Source organism: Kribbella sp. NPDC051770, from assembly GCF_040681455.1.
Taxonomy (GTDB): domain Bacteria; phylum Actinomycetota; class Actinomycetes; order Propionibacteriales; family Kribbellaceae; genus Kribbella.
In genome coordinates, this window is the sequence record NZ_JBFAYT010000001.1 from 965926 (window position 1) to 991465 (window position 25540).

Below are 25540 nucleotides of genomic sequence, written 5' to 3' on the forward strand. Positions count from 1 at the left end.
AAGCCTACTTCCTCACTGTGCGAGGGTCCGCAGCGCATCCACAAGCTTCTGCTCGGTCAGCCCGGTGTACTCCAGCATCAGCCGCTCCTGGGCCGGCCGGTTGTACCCGCGCCGGGCGACCTGCTGGTAGAAGTCGGTGACCGCCCGGAGACCGACCTGCTTGATCAGCTGCTCGACCGCCAGCCAGCTGATGTCGTCACTGTCCGTAGCGGCGAACTCGTCGTCGGCCGGGAGCCGGGTCAGGTCGCCGAGCGCGCGGCGGCGGATGTCCTCGCGGGCCGCCGCGACCTGCTTGCCGCGGCCGGTCGCGACCAGCTGCAGGCTCTCGGCGTACTGGGCCATGCCCTCGGCGAGCCAGCGCGGTGCCTCCTCGCCGAGCCGGACCGGGAGCAGGTGCATCAGCGCGTGGCTCAGCTGGGCCGAGTCGAACCGGGCCTGCGACTCCGGCCGGACGACGATCCAGCCGCCGACCGGGCGCCCGTCCTTCGCCGGGCTCGGGATCGGCTGGACCCGGGCCGGCTCGGCGCCCCTCAGCGTCGGCGGCAGCTCGGTCAGTACGCCGGGCTCGCGCATCGCGACGACCATCGGGACGATCTGCAGGTAGCCCTTCCAGAGCTGACGGGTCTTGCGGGCCATCGCGACCGTCTCGTCGGCCTGGCGTTCGGCGTACGCCAGCCGGCCGCGGTCGACGACGACCAGCACGTTGCGCCGCTTGACGACGTCGATCGGCCCGTAGTCCCACGGCTGGCGGCCGGAGCCGATCGCGCGGTCGAGGTCGTTGTCGTCGACGAGGAACAGCCGGCCGTCGCGCACGGTGTAGGTGTAGCCGACGTCGGTCGCCGCCTGCGCCAGCCGGCTCCCGGAGATCTGGTACCGCATGCTGACCCGGAACGTCCCGGTCGCCAGCCCGTACTTCTGCACGGCCTCGTAGTTCGTCCACACCTCGGCCCGGCGGTAGGTCACGGACATGCCGAGCGACCGCATGTTCTGGAACACCTGCCGCTGCTCGTCCCGCAGCTCCGGCGCGACATCGCGCAGGAACAAGTCGATCTTGTTCTGCTTCACCGCGATCCCCCGCCGCGCCAGAATCGCGTCCACCGCCGCACCCAGCCGCGGGTCCACGTCACCGCTCACACTGGGCCGAACCTGCTGCAGCGTCGTCCCGCCCATCGCCTCAGCGGTCAGCGAGATCCCCCGCCCGGCCGACGGCACGCCCGCCCACAGCCCGCCCCCGACGACCACCATCGCCACGACCACCGGCCACACCGCAGGCCCCTCGGCCACCACAACCCGCCGAACCGCCGCCCACAACCCCGGCATTCCAACCCTCTCCCGGCCCTAGACCCCGCGCGCGCCCCCATGGTGTCCCAGACCGCCCTCCCGGGCCAACTCCTCACCCGTGCGCTTTGACCAAGCCCGTCTCGTACCCGAGCACCACCAGCGCCACCCGATCCCGCAGCCCCGTCTTCGCCAGGATCCGCCCGATGTGCGTCTTCACCGTCGCCTCCGACAGCGTGAACAGCTGCGCGATCTCCGTGTTCGACAACCCCCGCGCCACCTCGACCAGCACCTCGCGCTCCCGCGCGGTGAGATCGGCGAGATCCGGCACCTCCCGCTCCTCGTCCGGCAGCGCGCCGGCGAAGTGCTCGAGCAGGCGGCGCGTCGTACTGGGTGACACCACCGCGTCCCCGGAATGCACCTGCCGGATCGCCGACAGCAGATCGGCCGGCGGCGTGTTCTTCAGCAGGAACCCCGCGGCCCCCGCCTTGATCGCCGCGAACGCGTACTCGTCCAGGTCGAACGTCGTGAGCACGATCACCCTCGGGGCCTCCGGCAACGACTGCACCTGCCGGGTCGCCTCGACGCCGTCCAGCCGCGGCATCCGGACGTCCATCAGCACGACGTCGCTCGCGGTCACCCGCAGCTTCTCCAGCGCCTCGCCGCCGTCGCCGGCCTGGCCGACCACCCGCATGTCGGGCTGGGAGTCCACCAGCATGGTGAACCCGGCCCGGACCAGTTCCTGGTCGTCGACCAGGAAGACCCGGATCACGCCGTCGTCGGTCTCGCTCACAGTTCCTCCGGAATCGCTTACTGGTCAGGCGGTCCGGCGTACGGGAGCTTCGCGACCACCTCGTACCCGCCGCCCGCCTTGGGACCGGCGTTCACCGTACCGCCGGAGATCGAGGCGCGTTGCCGCATCCCGACCAGTCCGTGCCCCGGGTCGCTGCTCGGCGCGACCCCGCCGCCGCGGCCGTCGTCGGTGACCACCACGGTCAGCATCTCGCGCCCGAAGTCCAGAGTGACGGAGGTCCGCGCCCCCGGCCCGGCGTGTTTCAGCGTGTTCGTCAGCCCTTCCTGCACGATCCGGTACGCCGTGAGGCCGAGCAGCGCCGGCAGGTCGCGCGGTGTCCCGGTCACCGAGTAGTCGACGGTCAACCCGGCTTCGCGGACGTTCTCGACCAGCTCGGGCAGCGACGACACCCCGGGCTGCGGCCGCGGCTGGTTCGGGTCGAGCTCGTTCTGCTCGTCCTGCTTGAGCAGCCCGAGCATCTTGCGCATCTCGGTCAGCGACGCCCTCCCGGTGTCGCCGATCGTGGCCAGCGCCTTCTTCGCCTGCTCCGGCGACGCGTCGGCGGCGTACAGGCCGCCGTCGGCCTGGACGATCATGATCGACAGGCCGTGCGCGACCACGTCGTGGATCTCGCGGGCGATCCGGGTCCGCTCGTTGGACACCGCGAGCGCGGCCTCGCGGTCACGGTCCCGCTCGGCCTGGACGGCCCGCTCCTCCAGCTGCTGCACGTAGAGGCCTCTGGTCCGCCGCCGCTCGCCGAACGCCCAGACCCCGAACACGACCGCGCCGAACGCGACCATCATCGTGATCTGCTGACGCCAGTCCGAGCTCGCGTAGTACCGGGCGGTCGCCATCAGCACGCCGAGGCCGCCGACGCCGAGCGCGATCCGGCTGTACCTGACCTCGCCGTACACGGAGATCGTGTAGAGCGCGACCAGGAGACCGACGTTGCCGGCCTGCAGGTCGATCCCGGCCAGCCACTGCAGCACGGCGATCGCGGAGACGCCGAAGAAGACCAGCTCCGGGTAGCTGCGCCGCCAGACCAGCGGCACCAGCAACGCGACCCCGACCACCCCGGCGAACTGCACCTGCGCGAGCGAGAGGAACCCGAAGAACAGCGTCAGCCCACCCGCGAGCAGCAGGTCGAACGCCTTGGACTGCGGCGAGACCCGCCGAGCCGTGAAGAACCCCGTCATGGCGGTCAGCGTACGGCGGAGGTGGCCGGAAAACGTCGTGCCACGGGCGGATGTGGGGGTCCTACCTGCGTAGCACGGACGCCCATCACACACTAACCTCGCCGCAACCCCGGCCCGCACGCTCAGCCGGGCGCCGAATCGGGGCTTTCACCGAGGTTAGTGGGTGATGGGCGTCCGCCTACTTGTGCGGACGGGTCGACAGGACCGGCTTGGCCTCCAGCCCGGACAGCCCGTTCCAGGCCAGGTTGACCAGGTGCGCGGCGACGTCCGGCTTCTTCGGGCGGCGCGCGTCCAGCCACCACTGCCCGGTCAGCGCGACCATCCCGACCAGCATCTGCGCGTACATCGGCGCGTTCTTCGGGTCCAGCCCGCGCCGCTTGAACTCCTCGGCCAGGATGTGCTCGACCCGCGTCCCGACGTCGCTCAGGATCGAGATGAACGACCCGCTCGACGACCCGACCGGCGAGTCCCGGACCAGGATCCGGAAGCCGTCCGAGGAGCTCTCGATGTAGTCCAGCAGCGCCAGCGCCGCCTGTTCCACGAGTTCGTGCGCCCGGCCGGCGGTCAGCGAAGCAGTCACGGTGTCGAGCAGGCTGCGGACCTCGCGGTCCACCACCACGGCGTACAGGCCTTCCTTGCCGCCGAAGTGCTCGTAGACGACCGGCTTGGAGACCTCGGCGCGCGCCGCGATCTCCTCGACCGAGGTGCCTTCGTAGCCCTTCTGGGCGAACAGCGCACGGGCGATGGTGATGAGTTGCTCGCGGCGCTCCGCACTCGTCATCCGGACCCGGGTGGATCGTCGCGGTTTGGGTTCCGTCACGTCGAGATCACGTCAGCATCATGCCGTACGCCGGTGCCGCCCGCCGGGAGATTTCTCCGCACGCACCGGATTGTGACCGGCGGGCCGTCGTACCGGACTGTGTGGACGGTCTCAGGCCGCGACCTTGGTCTTGCGCAGCGCCGCCCGCTCGGCGGCCTTGTCCGCGGCCTGCTCCTCCGCGCTGACCCGCCGCGCCTCGAGCCGCTCCGGCACCGGCCACCGCACGTCGCTGACCCAGCCGCGCTTCTCGAAGAACCAGATGCAGCGCGCCGAGGTGTCCAGCTGACCCTTCAGTACGCCGTGCCGCGCGCAGGTCGGGTCGGAGTGGTGCAGGTTGTGCCACGACTCGCCCTGGCTGAGGATCGCCAGCCACCACACGTTGCCCGACTTGTCGCGGCTCTTGAACGGCCGGTCGCCGATCGTGTGGCAGATCGAGTTGATCGACCAGGTGACGTGGTGCAGCAGCGCGATCCGGACCAGGCTCGCCCAGAAGAACGCCGTCAGCGCCCCCTGCCACGACCAGGACCACAGGCCGCCGATGACCGCCGGCAGCAGCAGCGAGACCAGCACCAGGAACGGGAACATCCGCGACACCTTGACGATGTCCTTGTCCTTCAGCAGATCCGGCGCGTACTGGCGCTGCGGCGTCTGCTCGGTGTCGAACAGCCAGCCGATGTGCGCGTGCCCGAACCCCTTGGCCAGCGCACCGAGCGTGTTCCCGTACTTCCACGGGCTGTGCGGGTCGCCGTCGCGGTCGGAGAACTTGTGGTGCTTGCGGTGGTCGGCCACCCAGCGCACCACCGGCCCCTCGATCGCCAGCGACCCGGCGATCGCCAGCGCGTACTTCATCGCCCGGTTCGGCTTGAACGACTTGTGCGTGAACAGCCGGTGGAACCCGATCGAGATCCCGTGCCCCGCGACCGTGTAGAACACCACCGCGATCACGATGTCCCGCCACCCCAGGAACCCGCCCCAGGCGATCGGTACGGCGGCCAGCACGGCCAGGAACGGGATCCCGATGAACAGCGCCAGCGCGACCTGCTCCCAGACCTGCTTCTGCTCACCCCCCAGCGTTCCGGTGTCGACGTCGAGCTCGTCGGCCTGCTGGGCGCGGGTCGGCGCCTCCGGTGCGGCCACGGCGGGTGGAGTCATGTCGTGTTCCCTCAGGTGGAGGACGGCTTACCTACGCAACCGTAACCTACGGAGCCGTAGGTAAGGAACCCCTACGCGTGTCGTGCGCCCCACCCATGGCAAACTGTCCGCACGCACCAGCGGTCCCCCGTGGGGTAATCGGCAGCCCGCGAGACTTTGAATCTCGAAGACCAGGATCGAAACCTGGCGGGGGAGCAAGATCGTTCGGGTGGTGGACGGGTTCGTCCCACGCGGTGCTATGCCCGCTCCAGGCGCACACTGAGTACTGCGCCGCCGAGCGGAGCGCATGAAAGGCTTTGCCTGCGCATCGTGAGCGCCTTCATCCTGAATGCGTGGTCGACAACGACGGGTACACACGCTGCGAAGTCTGCGAGCTTCGGTACGAGCCTGGCGAGCCGGCGGATGAGTGGCTTGCAGTAACCGTCGAGCGAGACGGCGGCCACGCCACGCCGGATTTCTGCTCGCAGGAGCACGCTGCCCAGTGGTTCTCCGAATCCCTGCCGTCGTTCGAGCCGGTCACGATCATGAAGCCGACGTTGCGTGACCGCCTCACGGACATCGGCGTCGCCCTGCCGTTCGGGGCGGTGGCTGTGCTCGCGGCGATCGGGCTGTGGACAGCGATCGGGTGGATCTGGCGGTGACAGCTCAGGCGAGACGTTCCTGGTTGTCGTCCCACTTGATGTAGTCCGGCTCAGGATCGGTCTCAAAGCGCCTGGCGTTGATGGTGGTTTCGCCGGCCAGCCAGGCCTTGGCGATCCTGTGGCCGCCGTCCATCAGGCGCCCGTCGGACGACAAAATCACGGGGTAGGACAAATCGGCGCGCTGGATCCGGCCAGCATGCTCGGCGACCATGCGGCAGGTGACGGCGCGGCCGCCGAACCAGCAGTCCTGGTCGAACTCGGCGATCGCGTCGATCGCGACGGACTCGACGGGGAGGTCCTCGGTGAGGTGCCAGAGGCGTGCGGTGGTGAAGAAGGCGCGGCCGCCGGGGACGGGGCGGGAGTGTTGTTCGGGCATTGCAGCATCTTCGTGGTTCGAGGGTCAGAGGCCTTCGGCGTACGCCGTGCGGATGCTGTCGCCGTACGCGTCATCGGCCAGCGCGTCGAGATGCGCCTCGCCGAGGGCGTAGTGGTGGCGCGCGTTCGGGAGGTCGCCGAGGCGGCGGTAGTCGACGGCGAGGTTGAGGTGGAGGGACGGGAGGAGCGCGTTCTTGCCGCCGGGGTTGCCTCGGGCGTGGGCCTGGGCGTCGGTGAGGGAATCCATCAGAGCGAGGGCGCGGAGGTCCCAGGCGAGTTCGGCTTCGGGGGTTTCCTGGACGTCGGCCAGGGAGTGGGCGAGGAAGATCTGCAGGTACGGGTCGTCGCTGCGGTCGGCCTCGGGGATGAGGGATTCCAGCAGCGCCTTGGCTTCCGGCGCGCGGCCTTGTTCGCGGAGGGCGATCCCGTCCCGGATCACGCCGTACGCCGGGGAGTCGGTGCTCATCGGTTGTCGCCGCTGCCGCCGAGGACCGCGCGCTGGCGGCGGTCGGCGAGTTTGGCGATGTTGCGGCGGCCGACCTCCTCGAGCGGGATGTCGAAGTAGTCGGCGAGGACCGCGAGGTACCAGAGGGTGTCGCCGAGTTCCTTGGTGAGGTCCTCGGTGTCCCACTGGGTGAAGTCGCTGCCCCGGTCGCGGACGATCTTCTTGGCCTTCTCGGCGATCTCGCCGGTCTCGCCGACCAGGCCGAGGAGGAGCTGGAAGACCTCGTTGGGCTTGTCCTTCGGGGACGCCGTACGGAGGGCCAGTTGCTGGTACTCGTTGAGGTCCACGGGGTCAGCCTAGGAGCAGCTCGGTCAGAGGTCGTACGACGTCCGGCGGGTACAGGCCGAGGGCCGCGAAGTCTGCGGGGTCGGCCCAGAGCAGCTCGTAGCTGTCGTTGGGGCTGTGGGCCTGAGCCTCGGGGCCGGACAGAACCGGGGTGCCGGTGACGTTGGTCATCAGGTAGTACGTCGCGACCCGGCCGTTGTGGGTGCCGGTGTGCAGGAGGCGGGCGATGGTGGCGGTGAGGGTGGTTTCCTCGGTGAGCTCGCGGAGGGCGGTGGTCTCGGGGGTCTCGCCGGGTTCTACGTGGCCGCCGGGGAGTACGGCGTACGAATGGCCGGGGCAGGTGGGGCCGAGCGCGACGGCCTCGCACATGACGCAGAGGCGGCCGGGCGGCTGGCGGAGGTAGCGCTTGATCAGGAGGGCTCGGGGGCCGTCGACGACTACTGCGGCGGCGCGCGGGATCGGCATGTCGGTCAGGCTGCCAGGGGCCACCGACAAGGAGCGAGCTAGCGGCGGTGGGTGAGGGCGAGCAGGAGGACCGCGACCGTGACTCCGGTGGGGACGGTGCGCTTGTGGAGGACCGAGCGGTTGCCCTCGCTGCTGAGGAGGGACCAGCGGGAGCGGGCCGAGAGGGCGGAGCCGAGGGAGAGGACCGAGCCGGTGGAGAAGGCCGACAGCGTCGAGCCGACCGAGCCGATCGAGAGGGCGGAGCCGACGGAGCCGATGCTGAGGACCGAGCCGGCCGAGCCGATCGACAGGATCGAGTCGCGGCTGGCGATCGAGAGGAACGAGTTGTCCGACCACAGGGAGAGGGCCTTCATGGCGCGAGTCTCGCACACGGCCGGGCTCCGGAAAAGACTGTTGCGTAAGGCAAACTCCCCCGCCGTACGACCACGGTCGTACGCCGAATTCCTGCCGTGGTCCGACGTGACCACACCGGGAATTCACTAACTTCTGGAGGGTGCCGGGAACCACCCCGGCACCGAATGCTCCAGAGGAGAACGATGACCATCCAGACCGGTGAGCTGCCGCTCGGGCGTTTGGCGCAGGACGCCGCCACGAAGACCGCGATCCGGGCGCACGAGTTGCGCAAGGTGTACGGGCAGGGTGACACCGCGGTGGCGGCCCTCGACGGGGTGTCGGTCGACTTCGGGGTCGGGCGGTTCACGGCGATCATGGGGCCGTCGGGGTCCGGCAAGTCGACGCTGATGCACTGCCTGGCGGGGCTGGACACGCCGACCGGTGGGCAGGTGCTGCTCGGGGAGACCGAACTGACCACGCTGCCAGACGCCGAGCTGACGCGGATCCGCCGCGACCGGATCGGGTTCGTGTTCCAGTCGTTCAACCTGCTCCCGATGCTCTCGGCCAAGGACAACATCCTGCTGCCGCTCGAGCTCGGCAATCGCAAGCCCGACCAGCAGTGGCTCGGCACCCTGGTCGACGTACTCGGTCTGCAGGACCGGCTCACGCACCGCCCGTCGGAGCTGTCCGGTGGTCAGCAGCAGCGCGTCGCGGTCGCCCGTGCGCTGGTCGGCCGTCCGGAGGTCGTCTTCGCCGACGAGCCGACCGGAAACCTGGACTCGCGCTCCGGCGCCGAGGTCCTCGGCTTCCTCCGCCGCAGCGTCCGCGAGTTCGGGCAGACCGTCGTGATGGTCACCCACGACCCGCTGGCCGCCTCGTACGCCGACCGCGTGGTCCTGCTCGCCGACGGCAAGCTGGCCGGTGAGCTGCTCGAGCCGACGCCGGAGAGCGTGCTCGGCGCCCTGCGGCAGCTGGGGGCCTGACCGTGCGACGCTCCATCCTCTCCTCGCTGCGCGCCCACCTGGGCCGCCTGGTCGCCGCCTGCCTGGCGATCGTGCTGGGGGTCGGTTTCGGCACCCTGGCCCTGTCGGTGCACGCGTCGGCCTCGCACGGGATCGACGAGACGATCGGCAAGTCGAACGCCGGCGTGGACGCCGTCGTCGAGAGCGACCGGCGCTCGATCGAGCCCAAGGACGTCGCCGCGGTGCAGAAGCTGCCGCAGGCGTCGTCGGTGGTGGTCGACACCGGCGCCTACCTGCAGATCCAGTGGGCCGGCCAGGTCCGCCCGAGCTACCTGCCGATCAAGGCGCTGTACGACACCTCCAAGATCGCCGGGCCGAAGACCAGCTCCGGCCGGCTGCCCACGGGCAACCTCGAGATCGCGATCCCGGCCCGCACCGCCGAGAAGAACAAGGTCGCCCTCGGCAACAAGCTCCAGCTCAGCTCGTACGACGAGAAGCGCTGGACCGTGACCGTGGTCGGCATCCTCGACGACTCCACCAGCTTCGGTACCGGCGCCGCCGTGGCGACGCCGCAGGCGGTGAAGGTCTTCGAGCCGCAGGGCTACGTGAACCAGATCAAGGTGAGCGCCCAGCCCGGCACCGACCAGGCCGCGCTGGCCGCGGCGGTCGGCGCCGTCGTACCGGGTCTGCAGGTCTACACCGGTGCGGGCTGGATCGACCACGAGGTGAAGAGCTTCACCAACGGGATCGACGTGCTCGGCGGCGTGTTCGGCATGTTCGCCGTGATCGCGCTGTTCGTCGCCTGCCTGGTGATCGCGAACACCTTCACGATCGTGATCGCCCAGCGGACTCGCGAGATGGCGCTGCTGCGCTGCGTCGGCGCGTCCCGCCGGCAGGTGTTCTCCTCGGTGCTGGCCGAGGCGTCCGTGGTCGGTCTGGTCGCCTCCGCGATCGGCGTCGTGGTCGGGGTCGCGCTGTCGGCGCTCGGCCTGGCGCTGTCCCGCGAGTTCGACCTGGAGCTGCCGCCGATCAGCCTGCACCTCGACCTGGTGTCGATCTTCGCGCCGCTGCTGCTCGGTACCGTCGCGACCGTGCTGGCCGCGATCGTCCCGGCCCGCCGGGCCACGAAGGTCGCCCCGCTGGCGGCCCTGCGTCCCGAGGCCGCTCCCGCGGCGGCGTCCAAGCGCGGGGTCGTCCGGCTGATCCTCGGCTTCCTGCTGCTGGCCGGCGGCGGGTTGTTGCTGGCGGCAAGCGCCGCGATGAGTCAGGTCGTGATCGGCGTCGCCGGCGGCGTGATCTCCTTCGTCGGCGTCCTGGCGATCGGATCGCTCCTGGTCCCGGCGCTGGTCCGGCTGCTCGGCGCGCTCCCGGCCCGCAAGGGCGGCGTACCGGCTCGGATCGCGGTCGCGAACGCGGTCCGCAACCCACGCCGTACGGCGGCCACCACGTCCGCGCTCCTGATCGGTGTCACGCTGATCAGCCTGACCTGCGTCGGGATCGCGTCGGTGCGCAAGACGTTCGACGTGACGATGGACGGCGAGTACCCGGTCGACCTGACCGTCCGCACGTACGACGAGAAGCTGCCGGCCGGCGCAGAGCAGCAGCTGCGCGACATCAAGGGCATCACCCAGGTGGTCCCGATCCGGACCGTCGATGTGAAGACCGGCGACCAGACGCTGACCATCACCGGGGTCGACCAGGCCCGCGCTGGCTCGATCATCCACAATCCGCAGCTGGCCGCGCAACTGCGGCCCGGCGTCGCGCTGCTCGACCTGCAGACGATGCGGATGCTGCAGCTGTCCGACGGCTCCGACATCACCCTCGTTGCCTCCGGCCACAAGGTCACGCTGAAGGCGCAGCAGGCGGCCGGGCTGGACCCGATCACGATCACCCAGGGCGATCTGCAGAAGCTCGCCCCGGCCGCCGCAATCTCCGGGTTCTGGCTGGCCAGCGACCCGAAGGCGGACGGCCCGGACGTGATCGACGCGGTGCAGCAGTCACTGCCGTCGGTGAAGGTGCTGAACGTCGACGGCGGTCTGGCCGAGCGCAGCGCGTACACCCAGGTGTTCGACGTCCTGCTGATCGTCGCGGTCGGCCTGCTCGGGGTATCGGTGCTGATCGCACTGGTCGGCGTCGGCAACACGCTCAGCCTGTCGGTCCTGGAGCGCACCCGGGAGAACGCGTTGCTCAGGGCAATGGGTCTGACCCGGCGCCAGCTGCGCGGGATGCTCGCGGTCGAGTCGTTGCTGATGGCACTGGTCGCCGCAGGACTCGGCATCGTGCTCGGACTGGTCTACGGCTGGACCGGTACGGCGGCGCTGATGAGCTCGCAGACCGACGGCAAGGTCCAGTACGCCGTACCGGTGACGCTGCTGGTCACGATCGCGCTGGTCGCGGCGGTCGCCGGCCTGCTCGCCTCGGTGCTCCCAGCCCGCCGGGCCGCGAAGGTCGCTCCGGCGGGGGCGCTGGCGACCGAGTGAGCTGGTGGCGGCCGGGGTTCAGAGGGGAGCTCCGGTCGCCGCCCAGGTCAGACGATCTCGACCCGGTTCCCGTGGCCGTCGGTGGTGTGAAACCGCCGGCGGCCCGGGATCGTCTCGTTGTCCCAGGTGACCGGGTAGCCGAGCTCTTCGAGCTTCGCCGCCAAAGCGTCCAGGTCGTCGACCGCGAACGCCGGGTGCGCCTTGCGGGCCGGGCGGAAGTCCTGCTCGACGCCGACGTGGATCTCCGCCGATCCCTCCCGGAACCAGCAACCACCCCTTGCCGCGAGCAACGGTGGTTTCGCGATCTCGGTCAGCCCGAGCGCGTCGCGGTAGAACGCGCGGGCGACCTCCTCGCCGCCGGGCGGGCAGGAGACCTGGACGTGGTCGAGGCGCATCAGGCCTCCTTCTGGGCGACGGCGAAGATCCGCCGGAACGGGAGCAGCGTGCCGTAGTCGCGGCGCGGGTAGGCCTCCGCCAGGCGCGCGCCGTACTCGGCCTCGAACTGCGCCCGCAGTTCGTCCGGCAGCGACTGCAGGACCGGGCGAGCGCCGGTCCCCTTCACCCACTCCAGCACGGCGTTGTCGCCGGGGAGCAGATGGCTGTACGTCGTCTCCCACGCGTCGACAGTGCAGCCGAGCCCGCTCAGCACCTCGACGTACTCGGCCGGGCCGGGGACGTCGGGACGCAGCGACTTGCCGGCGGCGTACTCGGCGTACGGCGGACGCCCGGCCAGCTCGCGGAGGATCGCGTGCGAGGGGGCGTCGCCGTTGCCGGGGATCTGGATCGCCAGCCAGCCGCCGGGACGCAGCGCCCGGACGAAACCGGGCAGCAGGTCGAGCTGCTCGGGGATCCACTGCAGGGTCGCGTTGGTGACGATCACGTCGACCGACTCGTCGGGCGCCGACCACTCGCGCAGGTCGCCGACCTCGAAGCTCAGGCGGGCCGAACTGAGCTTCTGCGCCTCGGTGATCATCTCGACCGAGCTGTCGACGCCGTGGACCGTTGCCGAGGGCCACCGATCGAGCAGGCCGACGGTGAGGTTGCCGGGGCCGCAGCCGAGGTCGAGCACCACCGCCGGGGCGTCGGCGCCGGGCCGGTCCTCGCCGCGGATCAGGCCGATCCGGGCGATCAGGTCGGCGAACGGGCGGCCGCGCTCGCCGGCGTACTTGCCGTACTGCTGGGGGTTCCACACCGGCGAGGTGCGCATGCTGGGCTCCCTACACTAGATCTCTTGACGTCGAGATACTTTCCGCACCGACAGACTCTCCCGGAAGTTGTCTTGATGTCAAGAGTCTTGACCGATACTCTCGATCCATGAAAGACGAGGTCGACCGGCTGATCGAGGCCTGGCGCCGCGAGCGGCCCGATCTCGACGTGGCGCCGATGGAGGTGCTGTCCCGGGTCACCCGCCTGGCGCGGCACCTGGACCGCGCCCGCAGTCACGCCTTCGCGACGTACGGGCTGGAGTCCTGGGAGTTCGACGTGCTGGCGGCGCTGCGCCGCGCAGGCGCGCCGTACCAGCTCTCCCCCGGCCGGCTGCTCAAGGAAACCCTGGTCACCTCGGGCACGATGACCAACCGCGTCGACCGGCTGGCCGCGCGCGGCCTGGTCGAGCGGCTGCCCGATCCCGCCGACCGGCGCGGGGTCCTGGTCCAGCTGACCGCCGCCGGCCGTGACTCCGTCGACGCGGCGCTGGCCGACCTGCTCGCGCACGAGCGCACGCTGCTCGCCGCGGTCACCGAGCGGGACCAGGCCAAGCTGGCCCGGCTGCTCCGCGAACTGGTCGGTCCGTTCGACCAGGAATCACACTGACCGGTAACCACGGAAACCGCCGCGAATTGCGCCGGAATAATCCGAAAAGACCGCGCGTCACTTAATACCCGTTCCGATCGTTGCTAGTTGCAACCGGATCGTGAAGGTGCTGTAGCAGACCGCTGTCGACACTGAGTGACCATGCGCACTAAGGTCCTCACTGTCGGTACGTTTTCGGCTACACATCGTTGCGAACAAGGTGTCTTTCGGCGGCAAGAGGTGGTCTGCCGAAGGAGGTCGGTGGTGTCCGGGGCTCGGGGCCCGGACAACGACGACCACAACGGGGCCCGCTCACCCAAGGGATCGCGGCGTACCTCCCAATCACAGGGGATGGGAGAGTACGCCGCGATTTCCCGTGGTCAAACATTTGATCATGTATACAGTATTTAAATGCATTTCCGGCGTGCTCCCGAGAGCGCCGACAACGGCTAGCTCTCGGCGCGTTCGGCGGCTTCCAGCCAGGCCAGCTCGAGCTCTTCGCGTTCCTCGGTGAGTTTGCGCAGCTCGGTGTCCAGCTCGGCCAGCCGGCCGTAGTCACTCGCGTGGGTGGCGAGCTGGTCGTGCAGCTTCTTCTCGGTGTCGGACAGCTTCGAGAGCTGGCGCTCGATCCGGTTCAGCTCCTTCTTCGCGGCCCGGGCGGCGGCCGCGTCGACGGGCGCGGCGGCGACCGCGGCCGGGGCCGGAGCCGCAGGCATCGACGCGGGAGAAGGAGCACTGGCCACGACCCGGCGCGCAAGACCGCCGGACTCCAGCTCGTCCAGGTACTGCTCGACGCCGCGCGGCAGGTGCCGGACCTTGCCGTCGCCCATGATCGTGTAGACCATGTCGCTGACCCGCTCCAGGAAGTACCGGTCGTGGGTGACCACCACGACGACGCCGGGCCAGCTGTCGAGGAAGTCCTCCAGCACGGTCAGTGTCTCGACGTCCAGGTCGTTGGTCGGCTCGTCGAGGATCAGCACGTTCGGCTCGTCGAGCAGGATCCGGAGCAGCTGCAGCCGGCGCCGCTCGCCACCGGACAGGTCGCTGGTCCGCGTGGTCAGCTTGTCGCCGGTGAAGCCGAAGCGCTCCAGCAGCTGCGACGACGTCAGCTCGCCGCCCCGGCCGGCCAGCGCCGCCGTACGGCGGATGTCGGTGATGTGCGCGAGCACGGTCGACTGCCCCTCGACCTCGTCGAGGGTCTGCGAGAGGTTCGCGATCCGGACCGTCTTGCCCTGCTTCACCAGACCGGAGTCCGGCGCGAGCTGGCCGGTCAGCACCTTCAGGAACGTCGTCTTGCCGGCGCCGTTCGGGCCGAGCAGCCCGATCCGGTCGGCCGGGCCGAGCCGGAACGTGACGTGGTCGAGCATCACCCGGTCGCCGAACGCCAGGCTCACGTTCTCCGCGTCGAACACGTCCTTGCCCAGCCGCGACGTCGCCAGCTGCGACAGCGCGAGCTTGTCCCGCGGGGCCGGCTCGTTCTCGATCAGGGCGTTGGCGGCGTCGATCCGGAACTTCGGCTTCGAGGTCCGGGCCGGAGCGCCGCGCCGCAGCCAGGCCAGCTCCTTCTTCAGCAGGTTCTGCCGCTTGCCTTCCATCACCTGCTCGGCGCGCGCCCGCTCGGCCTTGGCCAGCACGTACGCCGCGTAGCCACCCTCGTACGACGAGACCCGGCCGCCCTGCACCTCCCACGTCTCGGTGCAGACCGCGTCCAGGAACCACCGGTCGTGGGTGACGACGATGAGCGCGCCGGCCCGGTCCACCACGTGCGCGGCGAGCCAGTTCACCGCCTCGATGTCCAGGTGGTTGGTCGGCTCGTCGAGGACCAGCAGGTCCACGTCGGTCAGCAGCAACCGGGCCAGCGACGCGCGGCGGCGCTCGCCACCGCTCAGCGTGCCGATCAGGGCCTCGTGGTCGATCTCGCCGAGCAGGTGCTCCATCACCGACCGGGCCCGCGGGTCGGCGGCCCAGGTGTAGGTCTCGACGTCGCCGAGGACAGCCTTGCTGACGGTCAGCGCCGGGTCGAGGTCGTCGCTCTGGCCGAGGTACCCGAGCCGGAGGTCGCGGTTCTGGGTGACCCGGCCGTCGTCGGGCTCCTGGGTGCGGGCCAGGAGCTGCAGCAGCGTCGACTTGCCGTCCCCGTTCCGCCCGACCACGCCGACCCGGTCGCCGCGGCCGACGCCGAGGCTCACCTTGTCGAGCAGAAGCCGGGTTCCGAAGCCTTTGGAGACGCCTTCGAGATTGACCAGATTGGGTGCAGGGGTGGCAGCCATAACCGCCCCAGCGTACGGGATCGGTACTACAGCTGATTCAGATGCACCAGGTACTCCTTGTGGTTCAGCGGGTTGCCGTCGGTGCGGGGGCGGGTCGGTGGCGGGCCGGGGAACGGCTGGAAGGAGTCGAAGGTGGTGAGGAGGATGCCTTCGCCGTGGGTGAGGCCGGGGAGCTGGGACTCGAAGATGTGGACCCGAGCGGCGGGGATGAGGCCGGTGAGCTGAGCGTGGCTGGAGGTGATCTGGGTGGTTTCGACGGTGGCGCGGGACTCGGCCAGGCGGCCGAGGATCGGGGAGACGGCATCGGGTGGGAGGTCGAGCTCGAAGTGGTTGACCGGCTCCAGCACGGTGGTGCCGGACTGGGCCAGGGCCTCCAGCAGGACCGGCGGGACCAAGGCGCGGAAGTCGCCGGCGGTCGAGGTGACGGAGGAGTAGCCGGTGCGGGTCAACTCGATCCGTACGCCGTCGACCTCCCAGCCGTAGAGGCCTTGGAGCAGGGTCTGCCGGACCGTCTCCTCGATCGCGGTGTGGAAGGCGCGTGGGAGCCCGCCGAGCTCGACGCCGAGGCGGTAGTCGACGCCCGCGCCGGGCTCGGCCGGGGAGACGCGGAAGCCGACCGTGGCGACCCAGGGGTTGCCGGGCTCCCCCATCTCCCGGACGGCGGAGCCGACGCCGATCGGGTGCTCCTGGTGGATCGGGCGGGTCTGGTCGAAGGTGACCTGCAGCCCGTACTCGTCGGCGAGCAGGCTGGCGATCACCTCCTTCTGGACTTCGCCGTACAGGCTGACCGATATCTCGTCGTCCTGGCGGACCCGGATCAGCGGGTCCTGCTCGGCGAACTGCTGGAGGGCCTGGAAGAGCTTGAGGCGGTCGTTGGCCCGGACGACGGTTTCGAGCGTCGGCGGCGCGAAGAGCCGGCCGCCGCGGTCGCTGGGAGACCCGAGCTGGTCGCCGATCTGGATCTCCTTGAGGCCGCGGAGCGCGACGATGTGACCGGCCTCGACGGCGTCGACCCGCTCGGTCCGGCCCTGGGAGAAGAGCGCGAGCGAGGAGGGCTTGGCAGCGTAGGTCGCTCCGGCGGCCGCCGGGACCGCCCGGTGGATCACCGTCTGTTCGCGGGCGCGCAGCGTCCCGGCGAAGATCCGGGCGGAGGCCACCTTCTCCCCCACCGGTCCACGCTCGACCTTGAAAACCGTTCCCTGCAACGCCTCCGACGGAGACTCGCTTGCTCTCGGCAACAGCGTGGTGATGCCCTCGACCAGCGGATCGAGACCGTCGCCGGTGATGGCCGAGCCGAAGTACACCGGATGCACGACCGCGTCCCGGACCTGAGCAGCAAGCTCAGCGTGCTGAGCGGCCGGAGTCAGGCCGTCCGCCAGATAGCGCGCCAGGTACGAGTCGTTGCGCTCGGCAAGCACTTCGTCGATCGACGGATGCCCTGCGGCGTACGGCGTGAAGCGCGCCGCGCGCGTCCCCAGCGCCGCGACCTCGCCGAGCGGAACCACCGCCGGCGTCAGCAACCGCCGGGCATCGGCCAGCAGTTCGTCGTACCGGGCACCCATCCGGTCGATCTTGTTCACGAACAGCAGCGTCGGGATCCGCAGCCGTTGCAGCGTGCGCATCAGCAGCCGCGTCTGCACCTGGACGCCCTCGACCGCGGAGATCACCAGGACGGCGCCGTCCAGCACCGAGAGGGCGCGCTCGACCTCGGCGATGAAGTCGGAGTGTCCGGGGGTGTCGATCAGGTTGACCGTCGTCCCGGCGAGCTCGAACGAGACCACCGCGGAGCGGATCGTGATGCCGCGGCGGCGTTCGAGGTCCATCGTGTCGGTGCGGGTGCTGCCGGCGTCGACGCTGCCGAGGCGGTCGATCACCCCCGCCGTGTGCAGCAGCCGCTCGGTCAGGCTGGTCTTGCCGGCGTCAACATGCGCCAGGATTCCCATCGTCAGTGTGCTCAAAGGTCCCTGCCAGAGATTCGATCCATCGGTTGGTGATGGGGTGGATCGAAAGTCGGCGCATCAGGGTCTCCTTCTCGCAGGACAAACGTTTGACGAGCGTAACGCCGGGACAACACCGGGCGCAGCTGGTTTTCCAGCCCTTCCGAAGTAGTTGCCGCGACAAGTACCCTGCCGCCCACACGACCGCCCAGGTCTTGTTTGAAACACTTCGCGGAACAAGGGTTCTCGGGCGTCGTGGACACGAGGAGTTCCCGATGTCCCTGACGGACGACTATCTCCGGGCGGCCGCCGATCGCGGCCCGAAGGCCAGTGCGATCCTCGCCGCGGCCGCCCCCGAGCTCGACGCCACCACCTACCTCGGCCGCTGCCTGAGCCGGCCGACCTTCCTCGAAGCCGAGCCGTACCGGCAGCTGGTCGCGGACCTGGACCTGCTGCACTCGGCGCTGACCCGGCTTCCCGAGCGCGTCTTCGGCGGCGACCTCGCCGAGTTCGCGCGCACGGTCGGGATGGCCGAGACCCAGGTCCGGGCGATCTCCCGCGGCCGCGGGCCGGCGCCGAGCCGGATGGGCCGCGCGGACCTGTACCGCGACGCCGACGGTTTCCACCTGCTCGAGATCAACATGGGCAGCACCGTGGGCGGCGTCGACAACCCGGTACTGAACGCGGCGATGCTGGAGCACCCGTTCATCGCCGACTTCGTCAAGTCCAACGAGCTCGAGTACGCCGAGACGATGACCGAGGTGGTCCGCACCATCGTCACCGAGGCCAAGGTGCCGACCGGCGTCCGCCCGGTGATGGCGATCGCCGACTTCCCGGACAGCTACCCCGACCTGGAACGCCAGCTGCACAAGAGCGCCCAGATGCTGGAGCCGCTCGGCATCGACGCGATCCCCTGCCCGGTCGACGCGCTGGAGTACCGCGACGACCGGATCTGGCTGGGCGACCGCGCGATCGACGTGGTGTTCCGGCTGTTCATGATCGAGGACGTCCTCAAGCCCGGCGCGGTCGAGCTGCTCGAACCCGTACTGCAGGCCGCCGAGCGTGGGCACGTGTCGATCTTCACCCCGCTGGACGCCGAGCTGTACGGCAGCAAGGGCGCGCTGGCGTTGCTGTCCGACGAGGCCTACCGCGACCGCTACCCGGCCGACGAGCTGGCCGCGCTGGACCGGATCCTGCCGTGGACGCGGATGGTCCGCAGCGGACCGGTCACGGTCGACGGCGTACAGACGGACCTGGAGCAGTACGCGCTCGCGAACCGCGAGGAACTGGTGCTCAAGCCGACCGCGCTGCACGGTGGCGACGGCGTACTGCTCGGCTGGCTGACCGACGAGGCCACCTGGGCGGCCAAGATCGGCGAGGCGATGGACAACCCGTGGGTGCTGCAGCGCCGGATCCGGCCGGTGCCCGAGGTCTTCCCGACCGACGACGGCAGCGAGGAGTGGCTGCTGACCTGGGGTGCGTTCCTGGTCGCGGACGGCCTCGGCGGTTTCCTGATCCGCGGCTCGCAGGAACTGGACGGCGGCGTTGTCAACATGGCCACCGGCGCCACCGCGACCTGCTGCTTCCACCAGCGCTGATCCCGAAACAAACGACCGCTTCAGAAATCGACCCCGGAAACCCTGGTGAACAAGGGTTTTCCGTCTCGCGTCACGCGCGCGCACGGGAGTAACGTCGCGGACTGCGACCGGCCCGGTGGCACCTGTCACCAGGCCGGGCGCAGCCCCCGGCCGCTGCTGTGAGGAGTCGTATGAGCACCTCGACGAGAACCGGCGCCACCGTTGTCATCGTCCCGCCCGCGACCGCGAACGGCCCCCTGCACGTCGGCCATCTGTCCGGCCCGTACCTGGCCGCCGACATCGCCGCGCGAGCCGCCCGGGCCCGCGGCGAACGCGTCGTCACCACCGCCGGCTTCGACGTGCACCAGAACTGGGTGCTGACCCGCGCCGAGAACGAGGGCGTGGACGTCGAGAAGCTGGCGGCGGCGTACCGGAACGAGATCGTCGCCGCGCTGGACGCCGCCCGGATCCAGTACGACGTCTTCCTGAACCCGCAGAGCCCGGAGTACCAGTACGGCGTCACGACGCTGGCCGCCGACCTGACCGACGCCGGGCGGTTCCCGCTGCGCGAGCTGGAGCTGCTCGCCTGCGAGGACTGCGACCGCACCCTCCACCAGTCGTACGTCGTCGGCGAGTGCGCCTGGTGCGGCGCCGAGGCGGCCGGTGGTGGCTGCGAAGGCTGCGGCGGCTACACGTCGGCCGAGAACCTGGTCGACCCCCGGTGCAACCGGTGCGGTGGCGAACCCCGCCCGTTCCTCGCCACCGTGCCGGTGCTGCCGATGGAGGACTACCGCGACGAGCTGGTCGAGATCTGGCTGCGCGCCGAGCTGCCCGAGCGGGCGCGCCGGATCGTCTCGCACTACCTGGAGCACCCGCTGCCCGACGTACCGATCGCCTACCCGACGAACTGGGGTCTGCGCGGCACCGGGCCGCACGAGGGCCTGCGGCTCGAGGTGTACGCCGAGGTCGGGCTGAGCACCGTGTACGGCGTCGCGCAGTCGCTGCGGCCGGGCGCGCTCGGCCTGGAGGCGACCGCGGAAGCATGGTCCGAGGTCGCGTCGCTGTGGCACTTCAACGGGATCGACAACGGGTTCTACTTCGCGCTGTTCTGGCCGGCCGTGTACCTGGCCGCGGGCGTGCCCGCGGACGCGATCGGCGGCGCGCAGGTGAACGAGTTCTACACCCTCGACGGGCAGAAGTTCTCGACCAGCCGCAACCACGCGATCTGGGCCAACGACTTCCTCACCGACGAGGACGTCGACATCGTCCGGCTCTACCTGGCCTGGGACCGGCCGGACCGGTTCGCGAGCGACTTCACGCTGTCGGCGTACCGGGAGTTCGAGGCGTACGTGCGGCCGCTGCTGGACAAGGCGCGGGACGCGGAACCCGACCGGTCGACGTTGCCCGCGAGCCTCGCGGCCGCGGACGTGACGCGCGGCGTGGCGGCGCTGGAGCCGCGGCGGTTCGACCCGGCGCTCGCCGTACGGGCGGTGCTGACCGGGCTGGCGGCGAGTGCGCCCGGTGCCGAGATGCTGCTCTCGATCCTGACCGGCCGATGAGCGTGAACTACGACGGGCGCGTGTTCCGCCCGCTGAACAACCCGCCGGGCTCGCCGACCGGTCTCTACCGGCAGCGCGGGAACCTGATCTGGGCCGAGTTCGGCGGCGGCAGGCTGCACTTCGGCCGGCTGGTCGGCACCTGCGACGAGAGTGGCACGATCACCGCGACGTACTGCCAGCTGGCCACCGACGGATCAGTGACCGCCGGCAGCCTGCGGAGCGTGCCCGGCCGGACCGCCGAGGGGGTGCTGACGCTCACCGAGCACTGGCACCGCCTCGACGGCTCGAAGGGGATCTCGGTGATCGAGGAGGTCGACGCCGCACTGGCGCCGGCCTCCCCCACCACCATCGAGGTCGCTCAGCCGAGGTAGTCGCGCCAGGGACCGGTGATCGCGAAGGTGATGCCCGGGGTCTGCATGTTGACGAAGAGCACCTTGCCGTCGTCGGAGAACGTCGGGCCGGTGAACTCGGAGTCGTTCAGCATGTTCCGCGCGATCGCGTACGTCGGGCCGCCCGGCACCGAGCTGAGCACGTGGCTGCTCTGCAGGCCGTCCTCGGCCAGGATCAGCGAACCCCACGGCGTGACGGTCACGTTGTCCGGAGCGTCGAAGTTGAAGTCGTTGTACTTCGCCGCGGAGCCCTGGTCGGCGGCCGGGTTGGCCGGGAAGTAGGTGACCAGCTGGATGGTCTCCTTCTCGTAGTTGTAGAACCAGACCATGCCCTCGTGCGGGACGCCGTCGGCCGGGATGTCCGTGGTGCCCATCTTGGCGAACGAGTTCACCACGTACACGCCGTCGTGGGTGCCGTAGACGCCCTCGAACTTCTTGCCACGGGTGACCTGACCGTCGGTGAACTGCTTGCGGGTGGACACCGAGACGGCGTCGCGGTCGGGGACCTTCACCCAGGCGACGCGGAACGGACGCAGCAGCTGCGCCGACGTCAGGTACGCGACGTCCGGGATCGGCTTGCCGTCGTCACCGAGGATCGCCATCGCCTCGAGCGTGCCGAAGTCGACGTCGGCGAGGTCCTTCCAGCTGCGCTGGTCGAGCCGGTACTTGCGCGGGCCGGTCCACCGGTAGAAGAGGCCGTTCGGGCCGCCGGCGTCCTCGGACAGGTAGATGTGCTCGCGGTCGTTGTCGATCGCCAGCGCCTCGTGCGCGTAGCGGCCGAGCGCCTTCAGCGGGACCGGGTTCGCGGTCTTGCCGTCGCCCCAGACCTCGAAGACGTAGCCGTGGTCCTTCAGGCGGGTGGTGCCGTTGGCCTTGCTCTCGGTCTCCTCACACGTCATCCAGGTGCCCCACGGGGTCGGGCCGCCGGCGCAGTTGGTGAGGGTGCCGGACAGGCCGACCCACTCGCCCTGGTTCTTGCCGTTGCGGTCGACCGAGATGACGGTGCAGCCACCGGCCGCGCCGACGCCCGCGTCGTACACGGTGCCCTTGATCTGCGGGACGCCGAGCGGGTCGTTGCCGCCGATCTCGTGGTTCTGGATCAGCAGGTAGTCGTGGCCGTCGGAGAACGCGGCCGTCCCGTCGTGCGCGCCCGGGGTCGGCTGACCGCTCGTCAGCTTGGTCTCACCGGCGCGCGTGACGATCGAGTACTTGAAGCCCGGGGGCAGCGCCAGCAGGCCCTTCGGGTCGTCCATCAGCGGCGGGAACGGCTTGTTCTGCGGGAACGTCCCGCCCTTCTCCTGGGGCGAGGCCTGCGCCAGCGACGGCACCGCACCGACAGCGGCGAACCCGACCCCACCCACAGCTGCTCCACGCAGCACTGCACGACGATCTAAAGACATGGTGACCTTTTCCTCAAACCCGATGGCGCTCCCCACGCGCCCTGATGGGCTCGATCCTTGCCTGACAGATCAGCCGTCCGGCAAACAGCACCTGAACAAATTCCGCTGCTCGATCCGGGTCGAGAAAGTTTGCTGAGGCTAACCTTTTCTGCGGTATTTCTCTGCGTTATCTGTTCACTACAGCCGGCAGAATTCTGGCCCCCGGGACCGGGCCCTCGGCCTGGCGGACCATCCGGCAGAGGCCGGATTCGGACAGCTCCACGGCCAGGTCCACCGCGCGGCGGCTGTCGGCGGCGAGAAAGAGGCAGGTCGGGCCGGAGCCGGAGATCATCGCGGCCAGCGCGCCCTGGTCGAGGCCGAATTGCAGGGTGGCGGCCAATTCCGGGCGCAACGAAAGCGCTGCCGCCTGAAGGTCGTTGCTGACGGCAACTGCGAGGGCCGCGGGGCGGCCGGAGAGCAGGGCCGAGAGGAGCTCCGGGCGGACCTCGGGGGCCTCGACGCGGCGGAGCGGGCGGAGACGGTCGAGCTCGGCGTACACCTCCGGGGTCGACAGGCCGCCGTCGGCGATCGCGAAGACCCAGTGGAAGGTGCCGCGGGACATCACCTCGGTGACCTGTTCGCCGCGGCCCTGGCCGAGGGCGGTGTGGCCGACGAGGCAGAACGGGACGTCGCTGCCCAGCTCGGCGGCGAGGTGCTGCAGCTCGGACTGCGACAGCTGCAGACCCCAGAGCCGGTTGCAGGCGACCAGCGTCGCGGCGGCGTCCGTGGACCCACCGGCCATCCCGCCGGCCACCGGGATCGTCTTGCGGATGCTCAGGTCGACGCCGTCCTCGACGTCGTACTCGGTCTGCAGCAGCCGCGCGGCCCGCACCGCCAGGTTCGAGTCGTCGGTCGGTACGTCGACGGCGAAGTCGCCGACCACCTCGACGGTGATGTCGGCGTCGTCGCGCAGGGTCGCGGTGACGTCGTCGTACAGCGCGACGGCCTGGTACACCGTGGCCAGCGGGTGGAACCCGTCCGGGCGCGGCGGACCGACCGACAGACCGAGATTGATCTTGGCCGGCGACCGCACGGTGACCTGGGCTGATGGTGGCACGGCCACACCCTAGGACATCAGTTGCGCTCTTGCAGTCGTGAACAACACGTCGCGATCAGGTGAGTCGGCGCCGCGCGTCCGCGAGTGCTGCGAACTCGGTGATCCCGAGCATCTCCCCGCGCAGCCCGGAGTCGATCCCGGCGGCGGCGAACACCTCGTCGAGCAGCGCGCGGTCCGGGATCCAGCGGGCCAAGGCGGACCGGACGGTCTTGCGGCGCTGCGAGAACGCGGCCTCGATCACCGTGAAGACCTCCTCGCGGGAGGCGGTCGTTGCCGGTGGCTCCCGTCGGGTGAAGGCAACGAGTCCGGAGTCGACGTTCGGCGCCGGCCAGAAGACGTTGCGCCCGATCGGGCCGGCCCGGCGGACGTCGGCGTACCAGGCGGCCTTCGCGGACGGTACGCCGTACGTGCGGGAGCCGGGCGGGGCGGCGAGCCGGTCGGCGACCTCGGACTGGACCATCACCAGCCCGTGCCGCAGCGAGGGCGCGATCGCGAGCAGGTGCAGCAGGACCGGTACGGCGACGTTGTAGGGCAGGTTGGCGACGCAGGCGGACGGCGTACCGATCGCTTCGGCACCGACCTCCATCGCGTCGGCCTCGACGACGGTGAACGCCGCGGCCTGGCCGGGCGCGTACTCCGCGATCGTGGACGGCAGCTTGCCGGCCAGCAGCGGGTCGATCTCGACCGCGGTCACCGCGTGCCCCTCGGCGAGCAGCGCCAGCGTCAGCGAGCCGAGGCCGGGACCGATCTCGAGCACCGTCTCGCCGGCCGGGTCGAGCTCGGCGGCGCGGACGATCCGGCGCACGGTGTTCGGGTCGATGACGAAGTTCTGGCCGCGCTGCTTGGTCGGCCGCAGCCCGAGGCTGCCGGCCAGTGAACGCACTTCCGCCGGACCGAGCAGTCTCGGTCCGGCGGAAGTGGATGATTCGGTGTTGCTCACACGGGTCAGTGTGTCACGCGCGCTTGCCGCAGACCGGCCAGTCGCCGTACCCGCCGCGCGCGGCGCGGACCTTCTCGGCGATCGCGATCTGCTGGGCCTTGCTCGCCAGGTACGCCTCCGGGGCGTACTTGTCGCCGCCGTAGTTCACCCAGGTGCCCTTGCTGAACTGCAGGCCTCCGGAGTACCCGTTGCCGGTGTTGATGTGCCAGTCGCCACCGGACTCGCACTCGGCGATCCGGTCCCAGGCGCTGGTGTCACCGGTGCTGGGCTCCTCGTCGGAGGTGCCGCCGTCGGCCTTCGGCTTGGTGCCGACCGTGACCAGCTCGTCGACCGGCTCGGAGACGGTCTTGGTGGCCAGCGTCTTGGTGGTGACCAGCTTGCCGTCGACGTAGGTGAGCAGGTAGTCGACCGTCTTGCTGCCGGCCTTGCCGGGCTTGGTCGTCTTCTTCTCACCCTCGGTCAGCTCGGCCGACTTGGTCTCCTTCTTCTCGAAGGCGATCGCCTCGGTCCTGGTGACCTTCTTGACGTCGACCTTGACCACGGTGATCCGGTTGACGCCCGGCTTCAGCACGGTCGCGACGGCCGGGGTGATCCGGTCGTCCTTGTCGTAGCCGACCTTCGCGCCGGTCAGCGCCTCGCCGACGGTCATCGCCATCGACCGCACCGAGACGACCTTGCCCTGCCGCACGAACTGCACGGTCTTCGGGGTCCGGACCTCCAGCGACAGCCCTTCGCGCCCGATCGGGGCGCTGCGGCTGGTGGACAGGAACGCGCCGTCGTAGCGCAGTCCCAGGTCGGTCAGCGCCTCGTTCACGCTGTCGGCCGTGGTCCAGAAGTTCTTCGTGGTGCCGTCTTGGTTGACGGTCAGCTGGCGGCCGTACTGCACCGCGATCTCCTGACCGTCCTGCAGCTTGGCGTCCAGCGCGGGCGCGACCAGGTCACGCTCACCGACCTGGATGTCCTTGGCCTGCAGGGCGTCGGCGACGGTCGAGCCGAAGGTGTGCACCTTCTGCACCTGGCCGTCGATCGACAGACTCACCGTCTTGCTCTTGCTCGCATAGGCCACGCTGCCGCCCACGACGGCGATCGCAGCCGTCGCACCGACGGCCGCAATGATGGACTTACGCACTCATGCTCCCAGGTAGGGCTACCCGGGCACGGGGTCCGACAGCACAGGCAGGCACCGAGATCGCCGGGCTTTGGGGCCCGGAGAACTTGGTCTCCGCCGAGGGGCGTGCTGCCCGGAACCTTCCCCGATCCCGGCCAACATCACGAGACAGTAACGAAGAAGTCCCG

25 protein-coding genes and 1 tRNA gene are annotated in these 25540 nt (G+C 70.2%); 8 read left to right on the forward strand and 18 right to left on the reverse strand.

The window, feature by feature from the left end; all coding sequences use genetic code 11:
• Positions 1-12: 12 nt before the first annotated feature.
• The 5 genes from AB0M01_RS04630 to AB0M01_RS04650 all read right to left on the reverse strand — a co-directional run bounded on the left by AB0M01_RS04630 (position 13) and on the right by AB0M01_RS04650 (position 5239).
• Complete coding sequence (locus AB0M01_RS04630; RefSeq protein WP_363665486.1) at positions 13-1320, reverse strand: hypothetical protein; 1308 nt, start codon at positions 1318-1320, stop codon at positions 13-15.
• A 73-nt stretch (positions 1321-1393) separates the two neighbouring features.
• Positions 1394-2071: a response regulator transcription factor gene (locus AB0M01_RS04635; protein ID WP_363665487.1), complete on the reverse strand. Its 678-nt coding sequence runs from the start codon at positions 2069-2071 to the stop codon at positions 1394-1396.
• A gap of 17 nt (positions 2072-2088) precedes the next feature.
• A complete protein-coding gene (locus tag AB0M01_RS04640; protein WP_363665488.1) occupies positions 2089-3267 on the reverse strand; it encodes a sensor histidine kinase in 1179 nt (392 codons plus the stop codon).
• 178 nt (positions 3268-3445) lie between these two features.
• A complete protein-coding gene (locus AB0M01_RS04645; RefSeq protein WP_363665489.1) occupies positions 3446-4048 on the reverse strand; it encodes a TetR/AcrR family transcriptional regulator in 603 nt (200 codons plus the stop codon).
• Positions 4049-4198: 150 nt separating this feature from the next.
• Positions 4199-5239, reverse strand: a complete 1041-nt coding sequence (locus AB0M01_RS04650) for an acyl-CoA desaturase (RefSeq protein WP_363665490.1) — start codon at positions 5237-5239, stop codon at positions 4199-4201.
• 123 nt (positions 5240-5362) lie between these two features.
• On the opposite strand from AB0M01_RS04650, the gene AB0M01_RS04655 reads away from it, so the two are divergent.
• Positions 5363-5434 (forward strand) — tRNA-Gln (locus tag AB0M01_RS04655).
• Between the two features lie 137 nt (positions 5435-5571).
• Positions 5572-5880, forward strand: coding sequence for a hypothetical protein (locus tag AB0M01_RS04660; RefSeq protein WP_363665491.1), 309 nt, complete (start codon positions 5572-5574; stop codon positions 5878-5880).
• Positions 5881-5884: 4 nt separating this feature from the next.
• Here AB0M01_RS04660 and AB0M01_RS04665 read toward each other — a convergent pair whose 3' ends face one another.
• Genes AB0M01_RS04665 through AB0M01_RS04685 form a run of 5 tightly spaced genes read right to left on the reverse strand, consistent with a single transcriptional unit; the run spans position 5885 to position 7863 of the window.
• Positions 5885-6256: a hypothetical protein gene (locus tag AB0M01_RS04665; RefSeq protein ID WP_363665492.1), complete on the reverse strand. Its 372-nt coding sequence runs from the start codon at positions 6254-6256 to the stop codon at positions 5885-5887.
• 24 nt (positions 6257-6280) lie between these two features.
• Complete coding sequence (locus AB0M01_RS04670) at positions 6281-6721, reverse strand: hypothetical protein (RefSeq protein ID WP_363665493.1); 441 nt, start codon at positions 6719-6721, stop codon at positions 6281-6283.
• Positions 6718-7047, reverse strand: coding sequence for a nucleoside triphosphate pyrophosphohydrolase family protein (locus AB0M01_RS04675; protein WP_363665494.1), 330 nt, complete (start codon positions 7045-7047; stop codon positions 6718-6720). The genes AB0M01_RS04670 and AB0M01_RS04675 overlap by 4 nt, the downstream gene beginning before the upstream one ends.
• 4 nt (positions 7048-7051) lie before the next feature.
• Positions 7052-7510, reverse strand: a complete 459-nt coding sequence (locus AB0M01_RS04680) for an NUDIX domain-containing protein (RefSeq protein WP_363665495.1) — start codon at positions 7508-7510, stop codon at positions 7052-7054.
• A gap of 38 nt (positions 7511-7548) precedes the next feature.
• Positions 7549-7863 carry a hypothetical protein gene (locus tag AB0M01_RS04685; protein WP_363665496.1) on the reverse strand — a complete coding sequence of 105 codons (315 nt, stop codon included), beginning with the start codon at positions 7861-7863 and terminating at the stop codon, positions 7549-7551.
• 183 nt (positions 7864-8046) lie between these two features.
• Here AB0M01_RS04685 and AB0M01_RS04690 point away from each other — a divergent pair, with 183 nt between their 5' ends.
• Positions 8047-8826: an ABC transporter ATP-binding protein gene (locus AB0M01_RS04690; RefSeq protein ID WP_363665497.1), complete on the forward strand. Its 780-nt coding sequence runs from the start codon at positions 8047-8049 to the stop codon at positions 8824-8826.
• 2 nt (positions 8827-8828) lie between these two features.
• On the forward strand, positions 8829-11285 hold the full coding sequence (locus tag AB0M01_RS04695; RefSeq protein ID WP_363665498.1) for an FtsX-like permease family protein: 2457 nt from the start codon (positions 8829-8831) through the stop codon (positions 11283-11285).
• A gap of 47 nt (positions 11286-11332) precedes the next feature.
• Here AB0M01_RS04695 and AB0M01_RS04700 read toward each other — a convergent pair whose 3' ends face one another.
• Entirely contained in the window at positions 11333-11680 is a 348-nt protein-coding gene (locus AB0M01_RS04700; RefSeq protein ID WP_363665499.1) for a VOC family protein, read from the reverse strand.
• On the reverse strand, positions 11680-12492 hold the full coding sequence (locus AB0M01_RS04705) for a methyltransferase domain-containing protein (protein WP_363665500.1): 813 nt from the start codon (positions 12490-12492) through the stop codon (positions 11680-11682). The genes AB0M01_RS04700 and AB0M01_RS04705 overlap by 1 nt, the downstream gene beginning before the upstream one ends.
• Positions 12493-12599: 107 nt before the next feature.
• On the opposite strand from AB0M01_RS04705, the gene AB0M01_RS04710 reads away from it, so the two are divergent.
• Positions 12600-13097: a MarR family transcriptional regulator gene (locus AB0M01_RS04710; protein WP_363665501.1), complete on the forward strand. Its 498-nt coding sequence runs from the start codon at positions 12600-12602 to the stop codon at positions 13095-13097.
• A 428-nt stretch (positions 13098-13525) separates the two neighbouring features.
• On the opposite strand, the gene AB0M01_RS04715 is transcribed toward AB0M01_RS04710, so the two are convergent.
• Positions 13526-15346: an ABC-F family ATP-binding cassette domain-containing protein gene (locus AB0M01_RS04715; RefSeq protein ID WP_363665502.1), complete on the reverse strand. Its 1821-nt coding sequence runs from the start codon at positions 15344-15346 to the stop codon at positions 13526-13528.
• A 26-nt stretch (positions 15347-15372) separates the two neighbouring features.
• Positions 15373-17289, reverse strand: coding sequence for a translation factor GTPase family protein (locus AB0M01_RS04720; RefSeq protein ID WP_363665503.1), 1917 nt, complete (start codon positions 17287-17289; stop codon positions 15373-15375).
• Between the two features lie 269 nt (positions 17290-17558).
• Here AB0M01_RS04720 and AB0M01_RS04725 point away from each other — a divergent pair, with 269 nt between their 5' ends.
• The 3 genes from AB0M01_RS04725 to AB0M01_RS04735 all read left to right on the forward strand — a co-directional run bounded on the left by AB0M01_RS04725 (position 17559) and on the right by AB0M01_RS04735 (position 20790).
• Positions 17559-18881 (forward strand): hypothetical protein, encoded by a 1323-nt coding sequence (locus tag AB0M01_RS04725; RefSeq protein WP_363665504.1) that lies wholly within the window; start codon positions 17559-17561, stop codon positions 18879-18881.
• A gap of 170 nt (positions 18882-19051) precedes the next feature.
• Complete coding sequence (locus tag AB0M01_RS04730; RefSeq protein ID WP_363665505.1) at positions 19052-20419, forward strand: class I tRNA ligase family protein; 1368 nt, start codon at positions 19052-19054, stop codon at positions 20417-20419.
• Entirely contained in the window at positions 20416-20790 is a 375-nt protein-coding gene (locus tag AB0M01_RS04735) for a hypothetical protein (RefSeq protein WP_363665506.1), read from the forward strand. The genes AB0M01_RS04730 and AB0M01_RS04735 overlap by 4 nt, the downstream gene beginning before the upstream one ends.
• On the opposite strand, the gene AB0M01_RS04740 is transcribed toward AB0M01_RS04735, so the two are convergent.
• From AB0M01_RS04740 to AB0M01_RS04755, 4 genes are all read right to left on the reverse strand, one after another.
• On the reverse strand, positions 20778-22208 hold the full coding sequence (locus tag AB0M01_RS04740; protein ID WP_363665507.1) for an alkaline phosphatase PhoX: 1431 nt from the start codon (positions 22206-22208) through the stop codon (positions 20778-20780). The two genes, AB0M01_RS04735 and AB0M01_RS04740, sit on opposite strands and share 13 nt — an antisense overlap.
• Before the next feature lie 166 nt (positions 22209-22374).
• Positions 22375-23310 carry a 4-(cytidine 5'-diphospho)-2-C-methyl-D-erythritol kinase gene (locus AB0M01_RS04745; RefSeq protein WP_363665508.1) on the reverse strand — a complete coding sequence of 312 codons (936 nt, stop codon included), beginning with the start codon at positions 23308-23310 and terminating at the stop codon, positions 22375-22377.
• Positions 23311-23359: 49 nt separating this feature from the next.
• Positions 23360-24244 carry a 16S rRNA (adenine(1518)-N(6)/adenine(1519)-N(6))-dimethyltransferase RsmA gene (rsmA, locus tag AB0M01_RS04750; protein WP_363665509.1) on the reverse strand — a complete coding sequence of 295 codons (885 nt, stop codon included), beginning with the start codon at positions 24242-24244 and terminating at the stop codon, positions 23360-23362.
• 13 nt (positions 24245-24257) lie between these two features.
• Entirely contained in the window at positions 24258-25373 is a 1116-nt protein-coding gene (locus AB0M01_RS04755; protein ID WP_363665510.1) for a transglycosylase family protein, read from the reverse strand.
• Between the last annotated feature and the right edge of the window lie 167 nt (positions 25374-25540).

Excerpts from the sequence above, each read along its gene's own strand:
- AB0M01_RS04630 (WP_363665486.1), bottom strand. The coding sequence starts at position 1,320 with ATGCCGGGGTTGTGGGCGGCGGTTCGGCGGGTTGTGGTGGCCGAGGGG.
- AB0M01_RS04640 (WP_363665488.1), bottom strand. The coding sequence starts at position 3,267 with ATGACGGGGTTCTTCACGGCTCGGCGGGTCTCGCCGCAGTCCAAGGCG.
- AB0M01_RS04645 (WP_363665489.1), bottom strand. The coding sequence starts at position 4,048 with ATGACGAGTGCGGAGCGCCGCGAGCAACTCATCACCATCGCCCGTGCG.
- AB0M01_RS04650 (WP_363665490.1), bottom strand. The coding sequence starts at position 5,239 with ATGACTCCACCCGCCGTGGCCGCACCGGAGGCGCCGACCCGCGCCCAG.
- AB0M01_RS04665 (WP_363665492.1), bottom strand. The coding sequence starts at position 6,256 with ATGCCCGAACAACACTCCCGCCCCGTCCCCGGCGGCCGCGCCTTCTTC.
- AB0M01_RS04670 (WP_363665493.1), bottom strand. The coding sequence starts at position 6,721 with ATGAGCACCGACTCCCCGGCGTACGGCGTGATCCGGGACGGGATCGCC.
- AB0M01_RS04680 (WP_363665495.1), bottom strand. The coding sequence starts at position 7,510 with ATGCCGATCCCGCGCGCCGCCGCAGTAGTCGTCGACGGCCCCCGAGCC.
- AB0M01_RS04685 (WP_363665496.1), bottom strand. The coding sequence starts at position 7,863 with ATGAAGGCCCTCTCCCTGTGGTCGGACAACTCGTTCCTCTCGATCGCC.
- AB0M01_RS04690 (WP_363665497.1), top strand. The coding sequence starts at position 8,047 with ATGACCATCCAGACCGGTGAGCTGCCGCTCGGGCGTTTGGCGCAGGAC.
- AB0M01_RS04700 (WP_363665499.1), bottom strand. The coding sequence starts at position 11,680 with ATGCGCCTCGACCACGTCCAGGTCTCCTGCCCGCCCGGCGGCGAGGAG.
- AB0M01_RS04705 (WP_363665500.1), bottom strand. The coding sequence starts at position 12,492 with ATGCGCACCTCGCCGGTGTGGAACCCCCAGCAGTACGGCAAGTACGCC.
- AB0M01_RS04710 (WP_363665501.1), top strand. The coding sequence starts at position 12,600 with ATGAAAGACGAGGTCGACCGGCTGATCGAGGCCTGGCGCCGCGAGCGG.
- AB0M01_RS04715 (WP_363665502.1), bottom strand. The coding sequence starts at position 15,346 with ATGGCTGCCACCCCTGCACCCAATCTGGTCAATCTCGAAGGCGTCTCC.
- AB0M01_RS04720 (WP_363665503.1), bottom strand. The coding sequence starts at position 17,289 with ATGGGAATCCTGGCGCATGTTGACGCCGGCAAGACCAGCCTGACCGAG.
- AB0M01_RS04725 (WP_363665504.1), top strand. The coding sequence starts at position 17,559 with ATGTCCCTGACGGACGACTATCTCCGGGCGGCCGCCGATCGCGGCCCG.
- AB0M01_RS04730 (WP_363665505.1), top strand. The coding sequence starts at position 19,052 with ATGAGCACCTCGACGAGAACCGGCGCCACCGTTGTCATCGTCCCGCCC.
- AB0M01_RS04735 (WP_363665506.1), top strand. The coding sequence starts at position 20,416 with ATGAGCGTGAACTACGACGGGCGCGTGTTCCGCCCGCTGAACAACCCG.
- AB0M01_RS04740 (WP_363665507.1), bottom strand. The coding sequence starts at position 22,208 with ATGTCTTTAGATCGTCGTGCAGTGCTGCGTGGAGCAGCTGTGGGTGGG.